Below are 21,903 nucleotides of genomic sequence, written 5' to 3'. Positions count from 1 at the left end.
GAAGTCGACCCGGTGACCCGGATCGCACCAGAAGTGTACGGGACCGGGGAACCGGCAGGCGACACGCACCGGGTGCGCGCGGAAGGCGCCGGCGGGAGCGGCCGCGGCGGACGGCCGGGCCGGACGCGGGGTGGGGAGGGGGCGGGTCGCCGGGCCGTCGGCGCCTCCACCGGAACGGGTGACGGAGTTCTCCACAACCGGCCGGTACTCCACCGTTCCGGCCGCCCGCCCGCCCCCGTCCCCGCCCTCCCTCACGCTGGGGCCATGGGACTTCGACTCTGCGCGGTACTGCTGTGCTGCCTTCCGTTCCTCTCCTCTTGGGCGGCGCCCGCCCGCGCGGCCCCCGCGGACGGCGGTGCCGCCGGCGGAGCCGGGCGGGTCCGGCCGGTGCCGGGACCGGTGGAGCGCGGCTGGCTCCCGCCTCCCGAGCGGTGGGCGGCGGGGCACCGGGGGGTGGACCTGGCGGCCCGGCCCGGAACTCCGGTGCGCGCCGCGGCGGCGGGCCGGGTCTCGTTCGCGGGGAGGGTGGCGGGGCGGGGTGTGGTGTCGGTGGAGCTGGCGGGTACGGGTACGCCGCCGCTGCGCACGACGTACGAACCGGTCGCGGCGCGGGTGAGCGAGGGCGACCGGGTCGGGGCGGGCGACGTGGTGGGCGTCCTGGAGGCGGACGGCTCCCACTGTCCGGCCGGCTGCCTCCACTGGGGGCTGCGCCGCGGCGACTCCTACCTGGATCCGCTGTCCCTGCTGGGGTCCGGGCGCTCCCGGCTGCTCCCGGTGCTGGGAGCGCCTCCGGAGCGGGGGCGGCCGGGAGCGGGGGACGCCTCGGGGGCGCCGGAGCCGGCGCGGGCGGTGGCCGGCGGGGCCTCGCCCGCCGGACCGGCGGCCGGGGGGACGGCGGCGGCCCTGGCGGCGGCCGCGCTCTGGGCGCACCGGCGCCACGTCCGCCCGCGCGGCCGCCCCTCCCCGTGAGGCGGACGGCCGCCGGCCCCGGACCCGCGGCGGGGCGGGAGGGGAAGGGGCGGGCTCAGCCTCCGACGCCGTACAGCACCATCGACACCGCCGCCCGGGCGATGCGCTCCGGTTCCTCGGCGGCTCCCAGTTCGAGGCGGCGGACCGCCGCGTCCACGACGCCCTGCAGAAGGGTGGCGGTCAGCCGGGGGTCCTCGTGGCCGAGCGAGGTGAGGGCGTCCACGACCATGGTGATCAGCCCGCCGTGAGCGGCCCGGATCTTCTCGCGGGCGCCGGCGTCCAGCTCGCCCGCCGAGATCGCGACGACGGCCCGGTGGCGGCGGTCCCCGGCCAGCGCCAGCTGCCGCCGCACATACGCCTCGACCTTCGCCTCGGGGGTGCCCGCCTCCGCCATGGCGGCTTCCACCTCGGCCGCCCAGACGGGGAAGTCGACGGCGCACAGCTCCTCGACGACGGCGGCGCGGGAGCGGAAGTACTCGTAGACGGAGGAGCGCGCCAGTCCCGTGCGTTCGGCCAGCGCGGGGAAGGTCAGTGCTTCGGTTCCGCCTTCGGAGAGCAGGGATCGTGCTGCCTCCAGCAGGGCGTCGCGCTGCATCGTCCGGTGCTCGGCCACGGAGGCCGCTCGAATCCTGGGCACGGGTCCCACTGTACGGACCGGGGGTTCCGGCTCAACGGCCGACGTCCGCGAGCTTGGCCCTGAGCTGCAGCACGGACTTGGTGTGGATCTGGCTGACCCGGCTCTCGGTCACCCCCAGCACCTGTCCGATCTCGGCGAGGGTGAACCCTTCGTAGTAGTAGAGGGTCACCACGGTCTTCTCGCGCTCGGGGAGGGTGTTGACGGCACGGGCCAGCAGCCGCCGCAGTTCCCGGTCCTCGGCGATCTCGACGGGGTTGTCGGCGCCGGTGTCCTCCAGGGTCTCCATGAGGCTGAGGCGGTCGCCGCCCTCACCGCCGGCGTGGAGGACCTCCTCCAGCGCCACCATGTTGGCCAGCGGGAACTGACTGAAGATCCCGTGGAGCTCCTCCAGGGGGATCCCCATCTCGTCGGCCACCTCGGCCTCCGAGGGGGTGCGCCGCAGCGTCGCCTCCAAGGCGGCGTGGGCCCGCTCGAAGGCACGGGCCTTCTGCCGGACGGAGCGGGGGATCCAGTCCAGCGCCCGCAGCTCGTCGATCATGGCCCCGCGGATACGGGTGATGGCGTAGGTCTCGAACTTGATGGAGCGGTCCGGGTCGAACTTCTCGATGGCGTCGATCAGCCCGAACACCCCGGAGGAGACGAAGTCGGCCTGCTCCACGTTGGCGGGCAGACCGACGCTGACCCGTCCGGCCACGTACTTGACCAGGGGCGAGTAGTGGAGGATCAGCTGTTCCCGCAGCCGCTCGTCGCCCGTGCGCTTGTACGTCCGCCACAGCTCGTCGAGCGATCTGGGCGGGGCAGGGCGCGCAGCACCGTCGGCTGCCGTCGGTTCTGCCGTGGCCGTGCGGTCGGGCCCGGGGGTGTGGTGGGGCATACGTCGTCTTGAGCCGTTCTGCCGTGTTCTGTGCGCTGACGCCTGTGGGACCGGTGGGGACCAGGGGCCATGGGAGCCTAGCGTGACCGGAGTGTCGCTCAGTGCGACGAACGGTCGGTCGGGCATCCGCAGATACGTTCCGCTACCCGCACCTCGGGGTTACCCCGGTGGCCGGGCCGGGGTGGCGCAGCTATGCGGAACGAACCATTCAGCGGTCATGTTCTCACCCTTTCACCCGACCGCTCGGGGTCAAGGATTCCTCTGTCACCTGTTGGAGTGTTGGTTCTCCCGCCCCGCCAGTTGCCAGTGGTCACCGTGCCGCTCGACGAAGCCGAGCGACCTCAGTTCCTGGAGGCGGGCGAGTGCGCGCTCCCCGGTGAGGGCGGACGCACGCGCCACCGCGTCGGCCGTGATCGCGCTGCGGGCCGGCAGCGCCTCCAGGACGCGCGCCGTCTCGGGGGCCAGCAGGTCGCGCGGGAGGGTCGGACCGCGCCGTTCGGGGGCGAGCTCCCCGATGGCCCCGACGAGTTCGACGACCTCGTCGGCGTCGGTGACGACCTGGCCCTCGCCGCGCAGGAGTTGGTGGACCCCGGCCGACAGGCTGCTGGTGACCGGGCCGGGGACGCCCATGGTGATCCTGCCGAGCGCCAGCGCCCGCCGGGCGGTGACCAGGGAGCCGCTGCGCAGTTCGGCTTCCACCACCACCGTCCCCCTGGTGAGGGCCGCGATCACGCGGTTGCGCAGCACGAAGCGGCTGCGGGTGGGATGGGCGCCGGGCGGCAGCTCGGCGACCAGCAGTCCCTCCTGCCCGATGCGCCGGATCAGGGAGCCGTTGCCCGGTGGGTAGGCGACGTCGACCCCGCAGGCCAGCGCGGCGACGGTGGCCCCACCCGCGGCGAGCGCGCCGTGGTGGGCGGCCGCGTCGACCCCGTAGGCCGCGCCGGAGGCCACCGTCCAGCCGCGTGCGGCCAGGCCGGAGCCGAGGACCGACGCGACGTGGGCCCCGTAGTCGGTGCAGGCACGGGCCCCGACGACGGCGACCGAGCGCAGGGCCCACAGGCGCAGCGAGGCACGGCCGAGCACCCACAGTCCGACGGGACGGACCTCCCCGAGGTCGTCCAGCTGGCTCGGCCACTCGTTGTCCCCCGGGCAGACGAAGCGCCCGCCGATTCTGCCCGCGGCCTCGAGGTCGGCTTCGGGGCACAGCCCGCGGGCCCGCCCGCACAGTCCGGCCCAGCGGGTCCGCGAGACGCCCGGCAGCGGCGACCCGGAGGCGAGGGCCTCGAGCGTCCCCACCGCCCCATAGCGGTCGAGCCACCTGTTCAGTGCCGCGTCACCGGGTTCGCCGACCCTGGTGAGTGCCGCCCGCGCCGCGCGCTCCTCCTCGCCGGTCACCTCCGGCCCCCGGTGGGCGCCGCGCCGCGCCTCACTCCCGTGCGCAGTTCCAGCGCCCCGTCCACGTCCTCGGCGGTGGGCCGGTCGTGTCCGGCGAGGTCGGCCAGAGTCCAGGCGACCCTGAGGACCCTGTCCAGACCGCGCGCGGTGAGCAGGCCGCGTTCCATGTCCTCCTCGGCGCGGCCCAGGGCTCCGGGCGCCGTGGGCCAGCGGGTGCGCAGTTCGTGGCCGGGCACCTCGCTGTTGGTGTGCCAGGGCGTACCGGCGTACCGGGCGGCGGCGCGCTCCCGCGCCGCCCGGACCCGCGCCGCCACGGCGGCGGTGGACTCCCCGTGCGCGGTGGGCGAGATCAGTTCGGCGCGGGTGACGGGCTCGACGGTGACCCGGAGGTCGACACGGTCCAGGAGGGGGCCGGAGAGACGGGAGCGGTAGCGCCGGACGGAGGAGGGCCGGCACTCGCAGCCGCCGCCCCTCGATCCGTGCCGGCCGCAGGGGCAGGGGTTGGCCGCCAGGACGAGCAGGAAGCGGGCGGGCATGCGCATCATGCCCTGGGCCCGTGCCACCGTGACCCGACCGGACTCCAGCGGCTGGCGCAGCGCGTCCAGCACCCGCGCGCTGCACTCGGCGGCCTCGTCCAGGAAGAGGACGCCGTGGTGGGCCAGGGAGACGGCCCCGGGCCGGGGCAGGCCGCTGCCGCCGCCGACGAGGGAGGCGGTGGTGGCCGAGTGGTGGGGTGCGCAGTAGGGCGGCCTCTCGACCAGCGGGCGGCCCGGGGGCAGGGTGCCGGCGACGGAGTGGACGGCGGTGGCCTCCAGGGCCTCCTGGGGGGTGAGGGGAGGCAGCAGACCGGGGAGCCGTTCGGCGAGCATGGTCTTGCCGGCGCCGGGCGGCCCCGTGAAGAAGAGGTGGTGCCGGCCGGCCGCGGCCACCTCCAGGGCCCTGCGGGCCGCGGTCTGGCCGGCCACCTCGGCGAGGTCGACCTGCCGCTCACCGGCCGCCCCCGGAATCGCCGATCCGGTGCCGGGCACGGCGAGTCCGGCGAGCAGGGCGGCGGCGGGGCCGTCCTCGGCCGGGTCCTCGTCGGGGACGGGCGCGTCGGTCAGGACGGCGACGAGCTGGCGCAGGGAGCGGACGCCGAGCACCGACACCCCGGGGACGAGGGCCGCCTCCGAGGCCGTCTGCTCGGCGACGACGACCTGGCGGTGCCCGGCCTCGGCGGCGGCCAGGACGGACGGCAGGACGCCGCGCACGGGCCGCACGCGGCCGTCGAGCCCGAGTTCCCCGATCATCACCAGATCGGTGAGGGTGCGGGGGTCGATCAGCTCCGCGGCGCCGAGCACCGCGCACGCCACGGCGAGGTCGAAAACCCGCGAATCACCCTTATAGACGTGCAGGTCACAGCGTTACGGGCATGAGAGAGGGCCCCGGCCGCAGCCAGAGCCCCGCATCTCACCGCCCGCACACTCAGCCCCTGTCGGGCCCACTCTCCTGGGCCGCCCCCGGCAGATCACCGGGCCAGTGCTGCTCCCACGTACCGCTGTCGATCTCGTACTGCAATCGCTGCTGAAGCGATTCGGCGATCCGCTCCACCGGCTCACCCTTCTTCAGCAGGAAGTCGATCCGGCCCGGCTTCTCCATCACCATCGTGACCTCTCCCCCGGGCAGGGTGTCGACAACTCTGACTCGTGCTTCTGGAACCACCCGCAGCTCCTCACACCTAGGCGCACGTCCCCCGTGCGCGCACGACGGCCACAGGGCCCCCCTGCCGGCCGCGCCCCCAAGCGCGATCACCAGAATGCCCGTTTGAGCTGCGAGTTACCAGAGGCACAGACGGGACACTACTGTCCGTCATCCTCCCCGGAACGCCTGGACCGGGCGAACGCCTCGACCATCGCCCGCAGCGCGCGCCGGTCCTCCTCGGAGAACGTCTCCAGGTAGTCCACGATCGCCCGCGCGTCGCCGTCGGTGGAGTACTCCTCACTGATTCCGAGGAACTGCTGGCCGGCCGCCCGGGCAACTTGCTGCGGGGGGAGTCGCAGGCCGCGCGCCAAGGCTTCGAGGCGCTCGCGGGAAGGGATCTCGCGGATCTTCCCTTGTTCGAGGCGCGTGATCCATGAGGAGTGAAGCGTGGGGTCCCCAGACGCTTCGGCTACGCGGGCGAGGCTGACGCCCAGCTCGGCGCGGCGCTCCCGCGTCAGGCGCGACAACTGGTCGCGGGTCTCTTCGAGCATGGCAGTCATCATCTCGTGTCTCCGTGTGCGCGTGTCTACCTGGGGTTGGTCAAGCCTCAGCAATCCCGCTGGTTACAGCGGCTCGCGTTGCACCACGGGAACGTAGTGTCCCCTAACTGACATGGGTTGCGCCAGTGGGGGCACGTGTCGCACGTCAACAACTCGCCACTCCTGCGCCAGAACGCATATGCCACTCCCATGGAGTAGACACGACGTTCCCGCCGTGCAATGCTTATTCCGCTCCCACACGGGAGCGAAACACCGCAGGAGGAGCATGCACATGCCGCACCACCGGCCAGCACCCGACGACAAACCGCTCCGCTACCGGCCCGTGAACCGCCAGATGCTGCGCCAGATCATGCAGCGCACCGGCGACGGCACCAGCGCCTCCATGCGCGACATCGCCGCCGCCACCGGCGTCCACCCCAGCCTCATAAACGAGGTCCTCTCCGGAGAACAGGACACCGTCAGCCCCGACGTCGCCGCCGCATGGGCCGAGCGCGTCGGATGCGACCTCCTCGTCCTGTGGGTGCCGGTCCAGCGAACCACCACGGCACGCACCCGCCGCCACGCCAGGGCGGTCGCCTGATGGCCGGGCAGTTCGACCGCGAAGCGGCGATGCGCCGGCTGGGTCCGGCCGCGGTGGAAGCAGCTCGTCGGGAGGTGGCCGCGGCGCCGCCGCTGTCCCCCGAGATTCGGGCCCGGCTGCGGGCCCTGTTCGCGCCGGCCGTGGCGAAGGCCGCGGCCCGCCGGGCGGCTGCTGCTGAGCAGCAGCGCGCCGCCTGACCCCCTTCAACGAGGCAGGGGCCGCCCCAACAGCCAAGTCCGGGCGACCCCCATGGCCTCACCCCTACACCGAGTGAAAGAGAGGCAAGGCCGTGAATTCACAGCCTAACCGTCAGAACGGCGCCGCGAGGGCGCTGGTACAGCTCACCGATGAGTTCCCCGGGCTGCCGATCGTGGAGTGGCACGTCCACAGCTCCGGCACCCTGCATGGCCACCTGCACGGCGGAGGGTTCGAGGCGCTGGGCGCTTGGGCTGGGGTGCTGGGTGGCGAGATCGCTCCGGTGGGCCGTGACTGGGCGCTGGATGGGCGGCGGGTGCGGACGCATCGGCTGGCCACGACGTGGCGTGATGTGCGGGTTGAGGTGGTCGTGGTGGTGCCGGTGGGCGCTGCTGCTGCTGGTGAGCAGGTGGCCGCGTGAGCGCCCGGGAGCCGCTGACGGCGGAGCGCGAGGCCGAGCGCCGCGAGCGATATGTAGAGGCGGTGCTGCGGGTGACGAGCGCCGCTGGCCTCTACAGGGACATCCACCCCTACATCTACCCGGTGCTGAACGTGGCGGACGAGGAGATGGCCGCGCTGCGGGCCGAGGTGGAGCGGCTGGAGCGCGAGCGGGACGAGGCGCGGGCGCGGGTCGCCGAGCTGGAGCAGCAGACCGCCGCCACCGGGCCGACCTGCCCGAACATGCTGGCCGTCAACGGGCGCGCCACGTCCTGTTCGGGCGCGTCCGGTCACGACGGCGAATGCACCCCCGAGGCGGGTGAGCCCCGGTGACGACCGCGCTGATCGTGCTCCTGAGCGCCGCCGGCCCCACCGCCCTCGCGTGCGGGCTCCTCGCCGAACGCATCGCCCCACCGTCGGGCCCGGCCCGGACCGCACCCGCACTCGACACCTGCGCCGCATCCGGATGCACCCGCCCGGTCCTCACCGGCCAGCCCTGGTGCTCCGGCCTGTGCCGCCACCTCGATGACCCGCGCGACTACTACGACGACCTCTGGGGGGACGACGAGTGCTGACCCACGACTGGGCCGACGAGCCCACCGACGACGAGCCGACCGACGACTACGCGCAGGCCCTCGCCGAGGACGGCTACAGCCTCCGCCAGCAGCGCCGCATCGTGCGGGGTGAGGCCGCGTGACGATCGCACCCGAGCGCGCCGGGGCTTCGGCCCCGGCCGTTCCGGCCGACCTCATCGGCTGGTTCGAACCCGGCACCCCCGAATGGCACGCCGCCCGCGCCCACGGCATCGGCGGCAGCGAGATCGCCGCCGTCCTCGGCCTGAGCCCGCACGAGTCCCCCTTCTCCCTCTGGCACCGCAAGGCCGGCCGCATCGGCCCGGTCGAGGAGTCCGAGGAGATGTACTGGGGCAAGGTTCACGAGCCCGCCATCTGCGCCCGGTTCGCCGCCCTCCACCCGGACCTGACCGTCGTCCCCTCCCCGACGTATGCGGCGGTCGGCCGGCCGTGGCACATCGTCAACCCCGACCGGCTCGCCATCACCGCCGACGGCTCGGTGGAGGTCGTGGAGGCCAAGACGTCCCGCGACGGCATCGGCTGGGGCGACGAGGGCACTGACCAGATCCCCGTGCACTACAAGGCGCAGGTCCGCTGGTACTGCGCCGCCCTGGCCGCCCGCCGGGCGCACGTCGCCGTGCTGATCGCCGGGTCGGAGTACCGCGAGTACATCGTGGAGCACGACCCCGCCGACGAGGCCCTGATGCTCGACCGCGCGCAGGCGTTCATGGACTCCCTCGCCGCAGGGACACCGCCGCCGATCGACGGCCACACCGCCACCTATCAGGTGGTCAAGGCCCTGCCCGACGGGGTGGAGGACGTGGACGTGGAGATACCCGGCCCGCTCCGGGACCGGTACTTCACCGCCCTCGACGCCTGCAAAGCCGCCGAAGAGGAGAAGCGCGCCGCCTCCGGCCTCGTCCTCGCCGCGATCGGCAACGGCCGCCGCGCCACCTGCCTCGGCGAACACGTCGCCACCCGCACCGCCCGCAACGGGCGCACCCACAGCCTTCAGCCCGCACGCACCAGGAGCAACCCGTGACCGAACAGTCCGTCTCCGCCGCCGTCGCCGTCCGCGACACCGGCCCCGCCGCCATGGTCGAGCAGTACCGCACCGAGTACGCCGCCCTCGTCCCCTCCCACGTCAACGCCGACCAGTGGATCCGTCTCGCCGTCGGCGCCATCCGCGGCAACAACGATCTGATGCAGGCCGCGCAGAACGACGTCGGCACCTTCCTGCGGGAGCTGAAGACCGCCGCCCGCCTGGGCCTGGAGCCCGGCACGGAGCAGTTCTACCTCACGCCCCGGAAGAAGGGCGGCCGGAAGGTCATCCAGGGCATCGTCGGCTACCAGGGCATCGTGGAGCTGATCTACCGGGCCGGCGCCGTGTCGTCGGTGGTGGTGGAGACCGTCCGCGCCCGCGATTCCTTCCGGTACGTCATCGGCCGCGACGAGCGCCCCGTGCACGACGTCGACTGGTTCGGCGGCGACCGCGGCGAGCTGGTGGGTGTGTACGCCTACGCGGTGATGAAGGACGGCGCCACCAGCAAGGTCGTCATCCTCAACCGCGCGCAGGTCATGGCCGCGAAAGCCAAGTCCGACGGCCGGAACTCCGAGTACTCCCCGTGGAACACCAACGAGGAGGCCATGTGGTTGAAGACCGCGGTGCGGCGCCTCGCCAAGTGGGTGCCCACGTCCGCGGAGTACATGCGGGAGCAGCTCCGGGCCCAGGCCGAGGTCGCTGCCGAGACGGGCTCAGGTGACGCCCCGGCAGGGGCGCAGCAGTCCGCGGACCTCCCGGACGACGACGTGCCCGACGGGGACGAGGGGCCGATCGTCGCGGAGTTCGTGGACGACGAACCCACCGGCGTCTGGCCGGCGGTGGCGCAGCCCGGACAGGGGGCGGCCCAGTGACCGCCGCCGGTACCGCCGCCCTCGCCCGCGAGCTCGACGCCACCCAGACCGCGCTCATCACCACCCAGCGCGTCATCGCCCAGCACATCGCCGACGGCCTCGCCGTGGGCGGCGCCGCCGCGGACCTCGCCCGGTCCCTCGCCACCGAGCTGGCGGTGGCCGGAGTGCCGATCGACCGCCACATCGCACGCGCCACCGAGAGGAGCGGCTGGTGAGCGCTCTGTTCCCGGCCCCGACCGTCCCCGCCCCCGCGGCGGGGACGGCCCCCGGCCTCCGCGTCATCGGCCTCGACCTGTCGCTGACCTCCACCGGCGTCGCCCTCCCCGACGGCACCACCTACCGCATCCGCACCCGCCAGGCTGACGGAGACGCCCGCCTCGGCGTCATCCGCGACCTCATCACCCGCGACCTCGGCGAAGACCGCCCCCACCTGGCCGTCATCGAGGATCTCCCGCGGCACGCCATGGGCGCCGGGGTCACGGCCATGGTCCACGGCGTGGTGCGGGCCGCGCTCGCCGACGAGGGCATTCCCTACGCGCTGGTGGTCCCGGCCACGCTCAAGGCGTTCGCGTGCGACAACGGCCGGGCGAGCAAGGACGACATGGCCGCGGCCGCGTACCTCGCCGCCGGGGTGAAGTTCCCCGGCGACCCCGGCGGCGACCAGTGCGACGCCTGGTGGCTCCGCGCCGCCGGCCACGACTGGTACGGCGCCCCGCTGTTCACTCTCCCGGCCGCGCAGCGGGCCCGACTCGCGAAGGTGCAGTGGCCGCCGAAGGAGGCGGTGATCCGATGATCCTCGACCTGTTCGCCGGCCCCGGAGGCTGGTCCACCGGCCTCCGGACCCTCGGCCTCACCGACATCGGCCTGGAGTGGGACGCCGCAGCCTGCGCCACCCGCGCAGCCGCCGGGCACCTGACCGTCCGCTGCGACGTCGCCCAGTACCCCACGGCTCCGTTCGCCGGCCGCGTCACGGGGCTGATCGCCTCCCCGCCATGCCAGGCATGGTCCCGCGCAGGCAAGGGCCTCGGCCTGAAGGACCAGCCGCTCGTGCACCAGGCCGTCCACGACCTCGCCCACGGCCGCGACACCCGCCCAGCCCTGCTGGAGCAGTGCCGCGACGCGCGGTCGCTGCTGGCCGCCGAGCCGATGCGCTGGCTGTACGACCTGCGCCCCGAGTGGGTGGCGATGGAGGAGGTCCCCGACGTGCTGCCGCTGTTCCGGCACATCGCCGAGATCCTCCGCGGCTGGGGCTACAGCGCCTGGTGCGGGGTGCTGAACGCCGCCGACTACGGCGTCCCCCAGACCCGCCGGCGGGCGATTCTCATCGCCTCCCGCGTCCGGACGGTGGCGCCGCCGGAGCCGACGCACTCCCAGCACGGCGAGGAGCCGTCGCTGTTCGGACCGGGCCGGCCGCGCTGGGTGTCGATGGCCGAGGCCCTCGGTTGGGGCGCCACCGACCGGGTATCGCCGACCGTGACCGCGGGCGGGGGCAAGACCGGCGGGGCGGAGCCGTTCCCGACGCAGGCGCGGCAGGCTCTCCTCGACGCGCAGCACCGCGGCGCATGGGTGCTGCACACCAACCGCAACCAACAGCCGGACGGTTCCCGCCAAACGACAGACCCGCACGGTTCTCCGGCTCCGGTCTTCACATCTAAGTCCGGCGGCCAGTGGGTGCTCAAACGTCCGGCCACCACGGTGTGCGCCACGGACCGCATAGCCCCGCCCGGCCACCGCGACCGCTCCCCTGGGGGCGAGTCGCAGTTCGCCAGCCCCGACACCGTGCGCATCACCCAGGCCGAGGCGGCCGTCCTCCAGTCGTTCCCCGCCGACTACCTCTGGCAGGGCACGAAGACCAAGCAGTTCGAGCAGATCGGCAATGCCATGCCGCCGCTGCTGGCCGCGCACGTCGCGGCCGCCGCGACCGGCCTGCCCGCCCCCGCCGCCGCCCCGGCCGAGGGGAGGGCCGCGTGAGCCGCATTGCCATCACCGGGGCCCTGTTCGTGGACATGGGCGAAGGCCACGCCATCCGCTCAGGAGACCGCGCCGGCCAGATCACCTACAAGCGGCAGCCCCGCGCCCGCTACGAGTGCCTCACCTGCCGCGCCACCGAGGGTCCCGTGGAGGGCCCGGCAGCGGTGGCCCGGTTCGTCGCCGAGGTCCGCGCCGTCCACGCCGCCCGCTGCGGCACCCCTGCGGCCAGACAGGCCGCCTGACTCCCCGGGGCGGGGCCGGCCCAGAGCCTCCCGCCCCGGGCGCACCACCACCCACCACAACCCGAGAGGAACCCATGAAACGGCCCGCAGCAGACGGCACCACCCGGTGCCCCACCTGCCGCGCGCCCACCCTCCGCCAGACCGTCGGCCACACCGCAGCCCTCACCATCACCGCCGACCTCCAACCCCTCACCCCCCAGCAACAGGCCGACCTGTGGGAGCCCAACCGGCTCACCTGGTGCCTCGTCACCATCGCCGGCCTCCCACCCCGCCTCCGCTGGATACACCCCTGGCACCCCGCCCAGTGCCCCCACCCCCACGTCACCGAACACCGCTGCCCCCACACAGCGACCCTCTTCTGAACCACACGACAGGAGCCACCGGCCGTGGAGAACGTCCACCACCTCGCACCCCGCGACAGGGACGGCGACCCCGCCATCGACGCCGAACGCACGGTGCTCGCCAGCTGCATGGTCTACCCGCGGCTCATCCCCGCCTGCGCCGCCACCATCACCGGCGCCGACTTCTCCCGACCGGCCCACGAAACCATCTGGAACGCCATCACCACCCTCGCCGGCCGAGGCGAACCCACCGAACCCCCGGCCGTCATCATGCACCTCGAAGGCACCGGCGACCTCCGCCGCGTCGGCGGGCCCGTCGCCATCCACCAACTCACCGACTACGCCCAGCCCAACGGCGACTACTACGCCCTCAAAGTCCGCGAACGCGCCGACCTCCGCGACGAACTCGCCCTCGGCCAGCGCATCGCCCAAGCCGCCACCTCCGAAGGCGCCCAACCCGGCGCTGCCGTGAGCTTCATCGAGGACTACCTCGCCCGCCGCAAGGAACGCGCCGCCGGCCGCTCCGGCGACCCCATCGACGCCCTCCTCGCCGAGATGCTCGACACCAGCGCCCTCGACAACATGCCCGCGCTGGAACCCCTCGTCGGCGACCTCCTCCATCTCGACTCCCTCGCGAGGATCATCGGCCCGTCCGGGCACATGAAGTCGTTCGTCACCATCGACCTCGCCGGACACGTCGGCACCGGCATGAACTGGCACGGCCACTACGTCCGCCAAGGCACCGTCGTGTACCTCGTCGCCGAAGGCGCCCGCGGCATCCGCAAACGAGTGCGCGCCTGGGAACAGCACTACGGGCTGAAGATGGACAACGTCCTCTTCCTCCCCCGCCCCGTCCAGGCCATGGGACCCGAGTGGGACACCTTCATCGAGGCCATGCGCCGCCTGGAACCGGCCCTCGTCGTCATCGACACCCAGGCCCGCGTCTCCGTCGGCGTGGAGGAGAACTCCAACACCGAAGTCGGCGTCGTCATCGAACGCATCGAAGACGTCCGCCGCGCCACCGGCGCCTGCGTCCTCGTCATCCACCACACCGGACATGTCGGCGAGCACGGCCGCGGCGCCTCCTCCGCCAAGGGCGCCCTCCAGTCCGAGCTCCACGTGTCCAAGAAGGGCGACCGCGCCGCCAACACCATCGTCACCGTCAAGGTCGGCAAACAAAAGGACGACGAACAGCAGGGCGAGATGCAGTTCGGTCTCCACGTCGTCCGCCTGCACGGCGAAGCCAAGCCCGACGGGTCTCCGGTCACCTCCGTCGTCCTCCAGAGCCTCGACGCGCGCAGCCCCGCCGACGAACTCGCCGAGCGGCTCGACAAGGCCGGCGTCCCCCTCCACTACGGGCGCGACAAGCTCCGCTCCGAGTGCCAGCGGCTGGGCATCTCCGTCCGTACCGAAGTGCTCGCCGAAGCGGCCCGTATCCGCAAGAGCCGAACCGGACAGAACGGCACAGACCACCTGTCCCCAAACCTGTCCCCGGCCCAAAATCACCAACCTGTCCCACTCCCCGAGCCAGGGACAGGCGAAACCGCAGGTCAGACCTGTACCGGACAGGTCGGGGACAGCACGGGACAGGCCGCTCCCGGACCTGTCCCCCCTGTCCCCACCCCCAGGGGGGGACAGGGGGACGGGCAGCCCGACCCCAGCGGCCCCCACTGCACCGTCTGCGGACGCCCCCTCGACCCCCACTGGGCAGCCAACGGCAACACCACCCACACCGCCTGCGGCTGACCCCCACCACCCGGTTCCAGCACACCCCGCGCACAGGAGCAACCCCATGCCCAACCCCTCCAACACCCCCCGACCCAACGACCCCCCAACCGCCAACCACGCCGCCTGCACCACCCCCGGCGTCGACCCCGACCTGTGGTTCTCCGACCACCCCACCGACCGCACCCGCGCCAAGCGGCTGTGCGCCGGCTGTCCGCTCCTCGACCCCTGCCGCGCCTACGGCCTCGACACCGACCAGCTTTGGGGCGTGTGGGGCGGCCTCGACCGCGCCGACCGCCGCCGCATCCTCCGCGGCGTCGTCTGCGGCACCGAGACCGCGCTGAAAATCCACCGCCGCTACGGAGAGCGCTGCACCGTGTGCGAGACCGCGCACGACCGCAGGGTGGAGACCCGCCGCCGCCAGTCGCTGGCCGCTGCGCACGCCCGCGGTGGCACCGCCGCCTCTGCTCAACTCCATCGCAAGCTCGGCGAGCCGGTGTGCGCGCCGTGTCGGAGGGCCGAACTCGCGGCCGAGGAAGCCAGGCGCAGGGCGCGCGGTATACCGCCGCGTGACGCCCGCACGGGGGACGGCCGGACGCGGGGGTCCGGCACGCCCTCTGTAGGCGCTCACACGACCGCACAGGCCGCCTGATGCCGCTGCCCGCCTGCCTCGCCGACCCGTCCGCGCCCTGCCTGTGGGACGGACAAGCCCAGCTCTGCCCCTGCGACGACGACCCTGACGGGCCGGAGCCCGACGACCGGCCCCACTACCGAGGCCGCCCCATCGAGGACGTCCCCACCATCGGGGAGCTGCTGTGACCGGGCTGCTGGCCGCGGCCGGCCCGATCGCCAGCAGCGTCCTCGTGGCGGTGCTGATCCTCACCCCCGCGTGGATGGCGCTGACCGCGCCCACCGCCGCGCCGAGGCGATGGAGCGCGCCATGCAGTCCACCGCCGCCGACGCCCTCGCGCACAGCGGATGCCACCGCAAGTTGATGGCGCAGTGCCAGCGCGCCGAGCGTGCCGAGGCCGCCCTCGCCCGCGTCCGCGCCCTCGCCGCCGACCTCCGCAACGCCCTCGACACCGACAGGAGCCAGCCGTGACCCACACCCGAGTCCACACCTACATCACCTTCGCGAACCCGTACCTCGTCTGCTCCGCCTGCGGTCAGCCCGTACCCCGCTGGCACGACGACACGAAGTGCGGCTGCGCCGCGGGCTGGTGGAACGACCCCTGCGGCCACCGCGCCGACTTCGACAGCGTCTGCCCCTCCTGGGACCCGGTGGACGGCTGCCAGTGCGCCGAGAAGCTCGGCCACGTCCCGCACCCGCCCGCGCCCCAGCAGCAGTAGCCCCGCCCTCGCCCGGCCGCCCCACCGGCCGAGCCCCGAGCACCACCAGGAGCACACCGTGAACACCACCGCCGTACCCCTCCGCCACGGCTACACCCTCACCGACCTCGACCACCTCGCCCGCACCGTGGCCACCAGCAACCTCGTCTGGTGGGCCGCCAGCGACCGCGACGACCTGTACACCGCCGCCTGGCACGGCATCGTCGAACACCTCTACACCGCCCACGAGAAGCCCACCCGCACCGACCTCAGAAACGCCGGCCTGACCGCCCTGGAACACGACACCCGGAACACCATGCGCCACCGCGGCGCCATCCACGACGGCCGCACCGGCCAGCGATACGCCGCCTACTGGGAATGGGCAGGCCGCGCCACACCCGGCCCCGAAGCCACCGTCATCGACCGGCACGCGCTCCACCAGATCTGGCCCAGGCTCTCCCCCCGGCACCGGCAGGTTCTGGCAGCGCTCGCGGCCACCGGCGACCACACCCAGGCCGCCGCCGCGCTCGGCCTGGCGGCCGGCACCTACAGGTCGCACCTGTTCGCCGCGCGCCGCACCTTCCTCGCCCTGTGGCACCAGGGCGAGACCCCGTCCCGGCTGTGGCGCGCCGACCAGCGCGCGGCCCGCTCCGGAGACGGGCCCCGGGGCAGCCGTCGACTGACCGTCTCCCAGGTGGAGGCGTACCGGCAGCGCTGCCTGGCCGGGGAGCCGCGGGCCGCTCTCGCCGCCGAGGCGGGCGTCCACGTCAAGACCCTCAACGCCCTGCTGCGCGGCCGGTCCAAGCCGGCCCCCGACAACCCGCATCGCGCCGAGGGGGTGGCGGCGTGAGTGCCCCGGCGCAGGCTGAGACCCTGCGGCAGGAGTACGAGCGGCTGTGCGACGCCCAAGCCGCCGTCGAGTCGATCGCCCGCCGCGGAGGCGAGATCGCCCCCGAGATCCGCCAGCAGTACACCGCCACCGCCGCCCGGCTACGGGAAATCCTCGCCGTCCCCCCGGACGGGTACACCCTGCCCAGAGCCGCGGCTGATCTGGTGGCGCACGCCGCCGCGCACGGCTGGCAGACGCTCGTGCAGTGGACCCCGCCCGGATGGGACGGCGAGCCGTATGTGCGCGTGCAGGTCGGTCGGCGGCTGACGGCCGAGGAGGCCGCCGACCACCCCGCGGGGGTCTACCTGTATGAGCTGACCTGGCACTCCCGCGACTGCCCGCCGGGCCGTCTCCGCCGGTTCGGCTCCGGTCTGGCCCGCACCCCGGACCGCCCGGCCGCTCACGGCGCCCCGTCGGTGCGGGCGATCCGCGCCGTCATCGCCGCCCATCCGGCCCCGACCCTGTAGTTGCGTCCCGCCCGGGTGGCGGAACGGTAGACGCTGCCGCCTTAAAAGCGGAGGCCCCGTGGGGCGTGCGGGTTCGACTCCCGCCCCGGGCACGACAAGGCCCCCACTCGACACGGGTGGGGGCCTCCGTCGCGTTCCAGGGTTACGACGTCCGAACCGCTGCACGCAACGCCGCGTTCATCACCCGCTCCATACGGTCCATGTCCTCCCGCATCCGCCGCATCTGCTCCCGCACCGCCAGACAGCCCTGGCACTGCTCATCACCAGGAGCCTGCGCTGGAACTGGCGCAACGGCCTCCGTCAGCTTGATTCCGCGTTTCTCCATCAACCGCAACACGTCCGACCGGCGGACACGTGCTGCGCCCTTGACCCCGAGTTCGTCCGCAACCGGAATTTCCCCGCGTTCCAGGAAGCCGCGGAAGGTGGAACGGGTCACGCGCATGAGCCGGTGCGCCTGCGCTTGGGTCAGGATCTCGTCGTCGCCCTCGGGGAGGGGGATTTGGTTGGTCGTCATGTACAGCCAACGCCGCCAGCCATCGGGATGGCTTGGCGTGGTTAGGAAGATCACTCGGCCGGAGCAGCAGACACGGCGGAGGCCCCCACCCAACCGGGCGGGGGCCCTCGCGCGTCCCGGTTACTCGCCCTCGGCCGGCGGCCGCTCCCGCAGCAGATCAGTCCGCTGCCCCTGCCGCGACTTCCTCGTCCGGAAGTACGGCGCGGCCAGCCTGTAGTCCACGGCCTTCGACCGGCCCACCTTGATCGTCGGCGGGAACTCCGGATCGTCCCGCGAGAGCTGCGACACGCGCTGATGCGTGATCCGCTCCACGACGCCATCGGCCACCAGTCTTCGCGCCAGTTCGCGGAAGCTCACCATGTCCGGCCCTCCTTCGGCCTCGGCCATGGACACCATCCTGTCTGACCTCATTGCCATATGGCAAGGAAGTCCGCTACGGTCATCGTGCACCAACAGAACGGCCCCGGTGGAGCGGCAACTCCACCGGGGCCGGCCATCCACCTGACGACACCAGGAGATGACCTGCCATGCAGCGTACCGACGCGCCCCCGCCCCCGCCCAGCACCCCGCACCCCTCCCAGGCCGGCGAAGCCGACGAGGCCCTCCGCCGCGTCAGGGGTGACCGCCGTGGCTGAACAGGACCTCCGCGACTACGGCACCCCCGAGGAGCGCGCCGAGCGGGAGGCCGCCGCCCGCGGCCAGCTCGCCGACGCCCGCCGCCACGCCGCCGAACAGGCCGGCACCCCCGGCCGCCGCCCCACCCGCTGACACCCACCCCACACGCCACGACAGGAGCACCCCCATGCACACCACGGGCCTCACCCACGACCGACTCGTCGCCCAGACCCCGATCGGCAGCTACGCCCTCGTCCGGATCCCCGAGCGGTACCTGACCGGACAGGCCGACCACACCATCGTCTGCCGCGTCACCGGCCACGACCTCCGCGGCCGCGTGGAGCTGCTGGAGATCCGCACCGGGGACGCCCACACCGCCCGCCCGGAGTACGTCCGCCCGATCAGCCCCGCCGAGATCATGCGGGACATCGACACCGCGGCCCTGGACGCCGGTGACCTCCTCGGGGCCGGTGACGTGTGGCTCCGCCGCTGGCACGGCGCCCAGCCCGAGAGCGTCCAGTGATCGGACTCGTCCTCGCCGCCGAGCTGTATACCGCCTGACCCGCCCCCACCGGCCGGGCCCGAGGACTGACCGGGCCCGGCCACCCCACCCGAGAGGACACCGACCACCCATGACCACCGCTCTCACCACCGCATGGCCGGAGGGCGTCATCGCCCGCTACCTCACCGTCGCCGGGGCCGCGCTCGGCCGCGACGACATCGCCGTCGACGTCAGCGACAAGGGCGAGGAGACGTACTGGCGCTACGGGGTCACCTGCTCCGGATGCTCGATGACCGACGAGACCAGCGAGCGGGACCGCGCGGACCACAGCGCTCAAGCGCACGCCGAGCGCTGCCGCGCCGTCCCCCGTCCCACCGCCTGACCACCCCTGGCCAGCCGGGCCCGCACCCACGCGGGCCCGGCCGCCGCCCCTCAGGAGCACACCGTGAAAAGCCCACTGATCTACCCCGCCGCCGCCCTCTCCGCCGCGTCCCTCGCCTGGACCACCTGGAGCCTCACCGACCTCCTCGGCACCGGCCTCATCGGCATCACCGTCGCCGCCGGCGCCGACATCATCTGGGCGTCCGTCATCGTCGCCGAAGCCCGCGGCCTCCGCGTCGCCGGCCGCGGCTGGGTCGTGCCCACCATCGGCTGGGCCGCGCTCCTCGCGGTCGCCGCGTTCCTCGCCTGGCACGGCATCGACCGCGACTCCGCCGCGATGGCCGCCGCCGGGCCGCTCCTCCCGCTGGGCGCGAAAGTCGTGTGGGCCCTCGCCCTCGCCGACATGCGCGACCCCGCCGCCCTCACCGACGACGAGCGCCACGCCCTCGCGAGCCTGGAGCGCGGCATGCGGTTCGAGGAAGCGCGGCACCGCATCGAGATGCGCCGCCGCGAGATGAACGCCGAGCTGTTGCTGACCGAGGTCTCCACGGACTTCGACATCGAACTCACCCGGCAGGAGCGCACCCGCGAACTCCAGCGGCGCCGACCCCCCGCACTGACCGCCATTGAGCCCCCGGCTCACCCGGCTCAGCCCACCATCGAGCCCCCGGCCCAGGCCCCTGAGTCCACCGGCTCACCGACCCCCACCGCGCTCGTATCCGAGCAGGTCGCAGCGCCTGAGCCCCCGGTTCGACCCGCACCGTCCACCGTGCCGGCCAAAGGGCACGGGTTCGGGTTCACCGCCGCACCGTCGCCCCAGTCGGCTCAGAAGGCTCAGGCCGTGGCTCGGGTCGCTGCGCTCTTGGCTCAGGACCCTGGGCTTACCTCGGGCCAGGTCGCCGAGCACCTCCAGGTGAGCCCCGCCACCGCGAAGCGGTACCTCCGTGAAGCCCGCCGGAGCGCCTGATGCATCCCGCGTTCGCTGCCGTGTCCCTCGCCGCCGCCGTCGGCTCCTACGCCGCCCTCGCCCACTACCGAGCCGACCGCGCCCCCATCGGGTTCCTCCTCGGCCTGATCGCCGGGCTCCTCCTCGCCATCTCCCTCGTCCAGTGAGGACCACCGTGACCAACCGCCCGATTACCCCGTCCCGGATCATCCCGGCCGGACAGCCGATCCCGACCGCCCCGCCGATGCCGCCGCCCCCGCCCGGCGCCACTGACCTGCCGCCGTGGCGCGAGCCCCCGGCACCACCTCCGCCCCCGCCGGCCGCACCACCGCCCGGTGAGGTCGTGGTCCGCCACACCGTGGAGCTGGTGTGGGCCGAGCCGGAGCCCGAGCCCTCCCGCTGGGCCCGCCTGTGGGCCTGGGCCACCCGCTACGTCCGCCCGTGGCAGGCCGTCGCCGCGGTCGCCGGCGCGCTCGTCCCGATCCCGTGGACCGGCTACAGCGTGGCCACGACGTGGGCCTACACCATGTCCGAGGCCCGCGGCATGCACGTCGGGCTCGGCTACACCCTCGCCATCGGCGCGTTCGGCCTGGCCACGTACCGGCTCATCCGCGCCCCCCGCACCCTCCACCTGTTCGCCACCGTCGTCACCGGCATCGGCGTCCTCGGCGCGATCGACCTCTACGACCCCGTCCAGATCCTCACCGGAGTACGCCCGTGAACGTCGCCATCAACCTCGGCTCCGTCGCCGTCGCCCTCGCCATCCTGTGGGCCAACCTCCGCCCCTGGTGGAAAGGCGGCCGCGACCCGAAAGCGCTGTTGCCGTTCGGTGCCGGGGCCGGCATCGGCTCCCTCGCCACCATCTGCGTCGGCGGTGTCCTGGGCTGGGGAGCGGCCCGCGCCGCCGGGACGTCCGCGTCGCTCGGGGAGAAGGGCGTGTCCACCACCACCGGCGTCAGCGGCTCGTCCTCCCTGCCGGTCGCCCAGATGGGTGTGCTCACCCCGGAGGGCGCCGTCGTCACGGTGCTGCTGCTGGTGGCCGTGGTGCTGCTGTTCAAGGCGTCCGGGAAGCAGGACAAGCGCCGCATCGTCGGCGGGGCGCTCAGCTTCGCGATCCTGGCGTTCCTGCCCGGCGTCGCCGCCACCCTCCAGTGGTGGCCGCAGACGGTCAACTGGGCCGGCACCCAGGCCGTGGCCATGCTGAGCAGTGGCGGTGGGCTCCTGTGAAGCGCCTCGCCGCCGCCTGGGCCGACCGGTGCCAGGCCGCCGACCGCATCACCCGCGGCTCCGCCCTCGTCTACCAGCGCCGCGCCGACGCCCTCACCGCATGGGTGCGCGCCGGCCGCCGCGACGACCTGGACGGGTGGCGGGCCGCGCTCGGCCCCCTCGTCCGCCTCGCCATGCTCGGTGCCGCCGCTGCCGCCCTGTACGGGATCGTGCGGGCCGTGCCGTGGCTGATGTGGCTGGTCACCGGAGCGTGGCTGCGGGCCGCGTGGAAGGCCGGCCGCGCCCCCGCCGAGACGGCCGGGGAGGCCCCCGAGGAGGCCCCCGCGGAGCCCGGCCGGGACGCCGTCCTCACCCTCCTCCAGGAGCTGATCGCCGACCGCCCCGGCGTGCACCTCTCGGCCGTCCTCGCCCACCTCCAGCAGCACGGCCAGGGGGAGGGCTGGACGGTGGCCGATGTGCGCGCCCGCCTGGACGCTCTCGGGGTGCCCTCTCGGCGGTCGGTGAAGGTGGCCGGCCGGGTGTCGTGGGGGGTGCACCGGGACGACCTCCCGACCCCTGCCCCAGCCGAGGTGCCCGAGCGGGCCGCGTAACCCGTCTACCCCCGGTCTACCTGCGGCTTCTACCTGCATCTACCTGCGATCTACCCCCGTCTACCGGGGGTCGTCTACCCCGGGGCGGCCGCCATCCGCCAAGACATCGGCCGCCCCGGTCCCCGTCCCGACCACGAGACAGGACCACACATCATGGCACTGCGCCCCCTGCCCATCCGAGACGAGAGCCGCAAGGACCCGGCCACCGTCTACGACCCGCGCCGCGGCGGCTGGTACCCGCCGAAGGACAACCGGCCGCAACCGAAGAAGCGTTGAATCGCGTACAACCAGGGGGTGTTCGTGGCAGTCTCACGAGCGCCCCCCACGCGCGCTACTGACCGACCCCGCCA

The 21,903-nt window shown here is 73.8% G+C and carries 37 protein-coding genes, 1 tRNA gene and 1 pseudogene; 31 read left to right on the top strand and 8 right to left on the bottom strand.

Translation table 11 applies throughout. The features are described 5' to 3' along the window. The first annotated feature begins 264 nt into the window (after nucleotides 1–264). Nucleotides 265–969, top strand: coding sequence for a M23 family metallopeptidase (locus tag ACFSJS_RS22795; protein WP_380903373.1), 705 nt, complete (start codon nucleotides 265–267; stop codon nucleotides 967–969). A 55-nt stretch (nucleotides 970–1,024) separates the two neighbouring features. On the opposite strand, the gene ACFSJS_RS22790 is transcribed toward ACFSJS_RS22795, so the two are convergent. The 6 genes and pseudogenes from ACFSJS_RS22790 to ACFSJS_RS22765 form a co-directional block, all read right to left on the bottom strand. Continuing rightward, a complete protein-coding gene (locus tag ACFSJS_RS22790) occupies nucleotides 1,025–1,582 on the bottom strand; it encodes a TetR/AcrR family transcriptional regulator (RefSeq protein ID WP_380903441.1) in 558 nt (185 codons plus the stop codon). A gap of 55 nt (nucleotides 1,583–1,637) precedes the next feature. After that, on the bottom strand, nucleotides 1,638–2,480 hold the full coding sequence (gene whiG / locus ACFSJS_RS22785; protein ID WP_380903371.1) for an RNA polymerase sigma factor WhiG: 843 nt from the start codon (nucleotides 2,478–2,480) through the stop codon (nucleotides 1,638–1,640). Between the two features lie 264 nt (nucleotides 2,481–2,744). Next, a complete protein-coding gene (dprA, locus tag ACFSJS_RS22780) occupies nucleotides 2,745–3,875 on the bottom strand; it encodes a DNA-processing protein DprA (RefSeq protein ID WP_380903369.1) in 1,131 nt (376 codons plus the stop codon). Further along, nucleotides 3,872–5,263 (bottom strand): annotated as a pseudogene (locus ACFSJS_RS22775) (YifB family Mg chelatase-like AAA ATPase); the annotation flags it as partial. The gene dprA and the pseudogene ACFSJS_RS22775, both read right to left, overlap by 4 nt. A gap of 76 nt (nucleotides 5,264–5,339) precedes the next feature. Continuing rightward, complete coding sequence (locus ACFSJS_RS22770) at nucleotides 5,340–5,576, bottom strand: hypothetical protein (RefSeq protein WP_380903367.1); 237 nt, start codon at nucleotides 5,574–5,576, stop codon at nucleotides 5,340–5,342. 137 nt (nucleotides 5,577–5,713) lie between these two features. Next, the gene (locus ACFSJS_RS22765; RefSeq protein ID WP_380903365.1) at nucleotides 5,714–6,106 is read right to left on the bottom strand and encodes a helix-turn-helix domain-containing protein; all 393 of its coding nucleotides are present in this window, start codon (nucleotides 6,104–6,106) and stop codon (nucleotides 5,714–5,716) included. Nucleotides 6,107–6,386: 280 nt separating this feature from the next. Between ACFSJS_RS22765 and ACFSJS_RS22760 the strand changes: the two genes are divergently transcribed. From ACFSJS_RS22760 to ACFSJS_RS22660, 21 genes are all read left to right on the top strand, one after another. Then, on the top strand, nucleotides 6,387–6,695 hold the full coding sequence (locus tag ACFSJS_RS22760) for an XRE family transcriptional regulator (RefSeq protein ID WP_380903363.1): 309 nt from the start codon (nucleotides 6,387–6,389) through the stop codon (nucleotides 6,693–6,695). Beyond that, on the top strand, nucleotides 6,695–6,892 hold the full coding sequence (locus ACFSJS_RS22755) for a hypothetical protein (RefSeq protein WP_380903361.1): 198 nt from the start codon (nucleotides 6,695–6,697) through the stop codon (nucleotides 6,890–6,892). Before ACFSJS_RS22760 ends, ACFSJS_RS22755 begins: the two co-directional genes overlap by 1 nt. A gap of 92 nt (nucleotides 6,893–6,984) precedes the next feature. Next, a complete protein-coding gene (locus ACFSJS_RS22750) occupies nucleotides 6,985–7,311 on the top strand; it encodes a hypothetical protein (RefSeq protein WP_380903358.1) in 327 nt (108 codons plus the stop codon). Continuing rightward, nucleotides 7,308–7,661, top strand: a complete 354-nt coding sequence (locus ACFSJS_RS22745) for a hypothetical protein (RefSeq protein ID WP_380903356.1) — start codon at nucleotides 7,308–7,310, stop codon at nucleotides 7,659–7,661. The genes ACFSJS_RS22750 and ACFSJS_RS22745 overlap by 4 nt, the downstream gene beginning before the upstream one ends. Further along, complete coding sequence (locus tag ACFSJS_RS22740) at nucleotides 7,658–7,903, top strand: hypothetical protein (RefSeq protein ID WP_380903354.1); 246 nt, start codon at nucleotides 7,658–7,660, stop codon at nucleotides 7,901–7,903. The genes ACFSJS_RS22745 and ACFSJS_RS22740 overlap by 4 nt, the downstream gene beginning before the upstream one ends. Further along, nucleotides 7,897–8,025, top strand: a complete 129-nt coding sequence (locus tag ACFSJS_RS22735; RefSeq protein ID WP_380903352.1) for a hypothetical protein — start codon at nucleotides 7,897–7,899, stop codon at nucleotides 8,023–8,025. Before ACFSJS_RS22740 ends, ACFSJS_RS22735 begins: the two co-directional genes overlap by 7 nt. Further along, a complete protein-coding gene (locus tag ACFSJS_RS22730; RefSeq protein WP_380903350.1) occupies nucleotides 8,022–8,942 on the top strand; it encodes a YqaJ viral recombinase family nuclease in 921 nt (306 codons plus the stop codon). The genes ACFSJS_RS22735 and ACFSJS_RS22730 overlap by 4 nt, the downstream gene beginning before the upstream one ends. Then, on the top strand, nucleotides 8,939–9,814 hold the full coding sequence (locus tag ACFSJS_RS22725; RefSeq protein ID WP_380903348.1) for a recombinase RecT: 876 nt from the start codon (nucleotides 8,939–8,941) through the stop codon (nucleotides 9,812–9,814). Before ACFSJS_RS22730 ends, ACFSJS_RS22725 begins: the two co-directional genes overlap by 4 nt. Further along, nucleotides 9,811–10,029, top strand: a complete 219-nt coding sequence (locus ACFSJS_RS22720) for a hypothetical protein (RefSeq protein WP_380903346.1) — start codon at nucleotides 9,811–9,813, stop codon at nucleotides 10,027–10,029. The genes ACFSJS_RS22725 and ACFSJS_RS22720 overlap by 4 nt, the downstream gene beginning before the upstream one ends. Then, entirely contained in the window at nucleotides 10,026–10,607 is a 582-nt protein-coding gene (locus ACFSJS_RS22715) for a hypothetical protein (RefSeq protein ID WP_380903344.1), read from the top strand. The genes ACFSJS_RS22720 and ACFSJS_RS22715 overlap by 4 nt, the downstream gene beginning before the upstream one ends. Beyond that, the gene (locus ACFSJS_RS22710) at nucleotides 10,604–11,785 is read left to right on the top strand and encodes a DNA cytosine methyltransferase (protein ID WP_380903342.1); all 1,182 of its coding nucleotides are present in this window, start codon (nucleotides 10,604–10,606) and stop codon (nucleotides 11,783–11,785) included. The genes ACFSJS_RS22715 and ACFSJS_RS22710 overlap by 4 nt, the downstream gene beginning before the upstream one ends. Beyond that, on the top strand, nucleotides 11,782–12,027 hold the full coding sequence (locus ACFSJS_RS22705) for a hypothetical protein (protein ID WP_380903340.1): 246 nt from the start codon (nucleotides 11,782–11,784) through the stop codon (nucleotides 12,025–12,027). The genes ACFSJS_RS22710 and ACFSJS_RS22705 overlap by 4 nt, the downstream gene beginning before the upstream one ends. Nucleotides 12,028–12,101: 74 nt before the next feature. Then, a complete protein-coding gene (locus ACFSJS_RS22700; protein WP_380903338.1) occupies nucleotides 12,102–12,389 on the top strand; it encodes a hypothetical protein in 288 nt (95 codons plus the stop codon). A 24-nt stretch (nucleotides 12,390–12,413) separates the two neighbouring features. Further along, nucleotides 12,414–14,114, top strand: coding sequence for an AAA family ATPase (locus ACFSJS_RS22695; protein ID WP_380903336.1), 1,701 nt, complete (start codon nucleotides 12,414–12,416; stop codon nucleotides 14,112–14,114). Between the two features lie 46 nt (nucleotides 14,115–14,160). Further along, the gene (locus ACFSJS_RS22690) at nucleotides 14,161–14,745 is read left to right on the top strand and encodes a WhiB family transcriptional regulator (RefSeq protein ID WP_380903334.1); all 585 of its coding nucleotides are present in this window, start codon (nucleotides 14,161–14,163) and stop codon (nucleotides 14,743–14,745) included. Then, nucleotides 14,745–14,912 carry a hypothetical protein gene (locus ACFSJS_RS22685; protein WP_380903332.1) on the top strand — a complete coding sequence of 56 codons (168 nt, stop codon included), beginning with the start codon at nucleotides 14,745–14,747 and terminating at the stop codon, nucleotides 14,910–14,912. Before ACFSJS_RS22690 ends, ACFSJS_RS22685 begins: the two co-directional genes overlap by 1 nt. A 70-nt stretch (nucleotides 14,913–14,982) precedes the next feature. Continuing rightward, a complete protein-coding gene (locus ACFSJS_RS22680) occupies nucleotides 14,983–15,195 on the top strand; it encodes a hypothetical protein (protein ID WP_380903330.1) in 213 nt (70 codons plus the stop codon). Then, on the top strand, nucleotides 15,192–15,443 hold the full coding sequence (locus ACFSJS_RS22675) for a hypothetical protein (RefSeq protein ID WP_380903328.1): 252 nt from the start codon (nucleotides 15,192–15,194) through the stop codon (nucleotides 15,441–15,443). The genes ACFSJS_RS22680 and ACFSJS_RS22675 overlap by 4 nt, the downstream gene beginning before the upstream one ends. Nucleotides 15,444–15,501: 58 nt before the next feature. Beyond that, the gene (locus ACFSJS_RS22670) at nucleotides 15,502–16,272 is read left to right on the top strand and encodes a hypothetical protein (protein ID WP_380903326.1); all 771 of its coding nucleotides are present in this window, start codon (nucleotides 15,502–15,504) and stop codon (nucleotides 16,270–16,272) included. Beyond that, entirely contained in the window at nucleotides 16,269–16,778 is a 510-nt protein-coding gene (locus tag ACFSJS_RS22665; protein WP_380903324.1) for a hypothetical protein, read from the top strand. Before ACFSJS_RS22670 ends, ACFSJS_RS22665 begins: the two co-directional genes overlap by 4 nt. Before the next feature lie 9 nt (nucleotides 16,779–16,787). Next, nucleotides 16,788–16,870: transfer RNA gene (locus ACFSJS_RS22660), tRNA-Leu, on the top strand. A gap of 50 nt (nucleotides 16,871–16,920) precedes the next feature. Here the strand turns inward: ACFSJS_RS22660 and ACFSJS_RS22655 are convergent. Together ACFSJS_RS22655 and ACFSJS_RS22650 are read right to left on the bottom strand one after the other, a co-directional pair. Further along, nucleotides 16,921–17,292: a helix-turn-helix transcriptional regulator gene (locus tag ACFSJS_RS22655; protein ID WP_380903322.1), complete on the bottom strand. Its 372-nt coding sequence runs from the start codon at nucleotides 17,290–17,292 to the stop codon at nucleotides 16,921–16,923. Between the two features lie 120 nt (nucleotides 17,293–17,412). After that, nucleotides 17,413–17,703: a hypothetical protein gene (locus ACFSJS_RS22650; protein WP_380903320.1), complete on the bottom strand. Its 291-nt coding sequence runs from the start codon at nucleotides 17,701–17,703 to the stop codon at nucleotides 17,413–17,415. Between the two features lie 216 nt (nucleotides 17,704–17,919). Between ACFSJS_RS22650 and ACFSJS_RS22645 the strand changes: the two genes are divergently transcribed. The 9 genes from ACFSJS_RS22645 to ACFSJS_RS22605 all read left to right on the top strand — a co-directional run bounded on the left by ACFSJS_RS22645 (nucleotide 17,920) and on the right by ACFSJS_RS22605 (nucleotide 21,829). Further along, nucleotides 17,920–18,060 (top strand): hypothetical protein, encoded by a 141-nt coding sequence (locus tag ACFSJS_RS22645; RefSeq protein WP_380903318.1) that lies wholly within the window; start codon nucleotides 17,920–17,922, stop codon nucleotides 18,058–18,060. A 34-nt stretch (nucleotides 18,061–18,094) separates the two neighbouring features. Next, a complete protein-coding gene (locus ACFSJS_RS22640; protein ID WP_380903316.1) occupies nucleotides 18,095–18,430 on the top strand; it encodes a hypothetical protein in 336 nt (111 codons plus the stop codon). Between the two features lie 109 nt (nucleotides 18,431–18,539). After that, entirely contained in the window at nucleotides 18,540–18,791 is a 252-nt protein-coding gene (locus ACFSJS_RS22635) for a hypothetical protein (RefSeq protein WP_380903314.1), read from the top strand. 63 nt (nucleotides 18,792–18,854) lie between these two features. Then, a complete protein-coding gene (locus tag ACFSJS_RS22630) occupies nucleotides 18,855–19,757 on the top strand; it encodes a hypothetical protein (protein ID WP_380903312.1) in 903 nt (300 codons plus the stop codon). After that, complete coding sequence (locus ACFSJS_RS22625) at nucleotides 19,757–19,903, top strand: hypothetical protein (RefSeq protein ID WP_380903310.1); 147 nt, start codon at nucleotides 19,757–19,759, stop codon at nucleotides 19,901–19,903. Before ACFSJS_RS22630 ends, ACFSJS_RS22625 begins: the two co-directional genes overlap by 1 nt. Nucleotides 19,904–19,911: 8 nt before the next feature. Further along, nucleotides 19,912–20,457, top strand: coding sequence for a hypothetical protein (locus ACFSJS_RS22620; protein WP_380903308.1), 546 nt, complete (start codon nucleotides 19,912–19,914; stop codon nucleotides 20,455–20,457). Beyond that, entirely contained in the window at nucleotides 20,454–20,963 is a 510-nt protein-coding gene (locus tag ACFSJS_RS22615; protein ID WP_380903306.1) for a hypothetical protein, read from the top strand. Before ACFSJS_RS22620 ends, ACFSJS_RS22615 begins: the two co-directional genes overlap by 4 nt. Next, nucleotides 20,960–21,553 carry a hypothetical protein gene (locus ACFSJS_RS22610; RefSeq protein ID WP_380903304.1) on the top strand — a complete coding sequence of 198 codons (594 nt, stop codon included), beginning with the start codon at nucleotides 20,960–20,962 and terminating at the stop codon, nucleotides 21,551–21,553. Before ACFSJS_RS22615 ends, ACFSJS_RS22610 begins: the two co-directional genes overlap by 4 nt. A 153-nt stretch (nucleotides 21,554–21,706) precedes the next feature. Further along, a complete protein-coding gene (locus ACFSJS_RS22605) occupies nucleotides 21,707–21,829 on the top strand; it encodes a hypothetical protein (RefSeq protein ID WP_380903303.1) in 123 nt (40 codons plus the stop codon). Nucleotides 21,830–21,903 lie beyond the last annotated feature (74 nt).

Origin of the sequence: Streptomyces desertarenae (assembly GCF_042681365.1) — a bacterium.
GTDB classification, from domain to species: Bacteria; Actinomycetota; Actinomycetes; order Streptomycetales; family Streptomycetaceae; genus Streptomyces; species Streptomyces desertarenae.
This window is presented reverse-complemented; position numbering and strand designations above follow the sequence as displayed.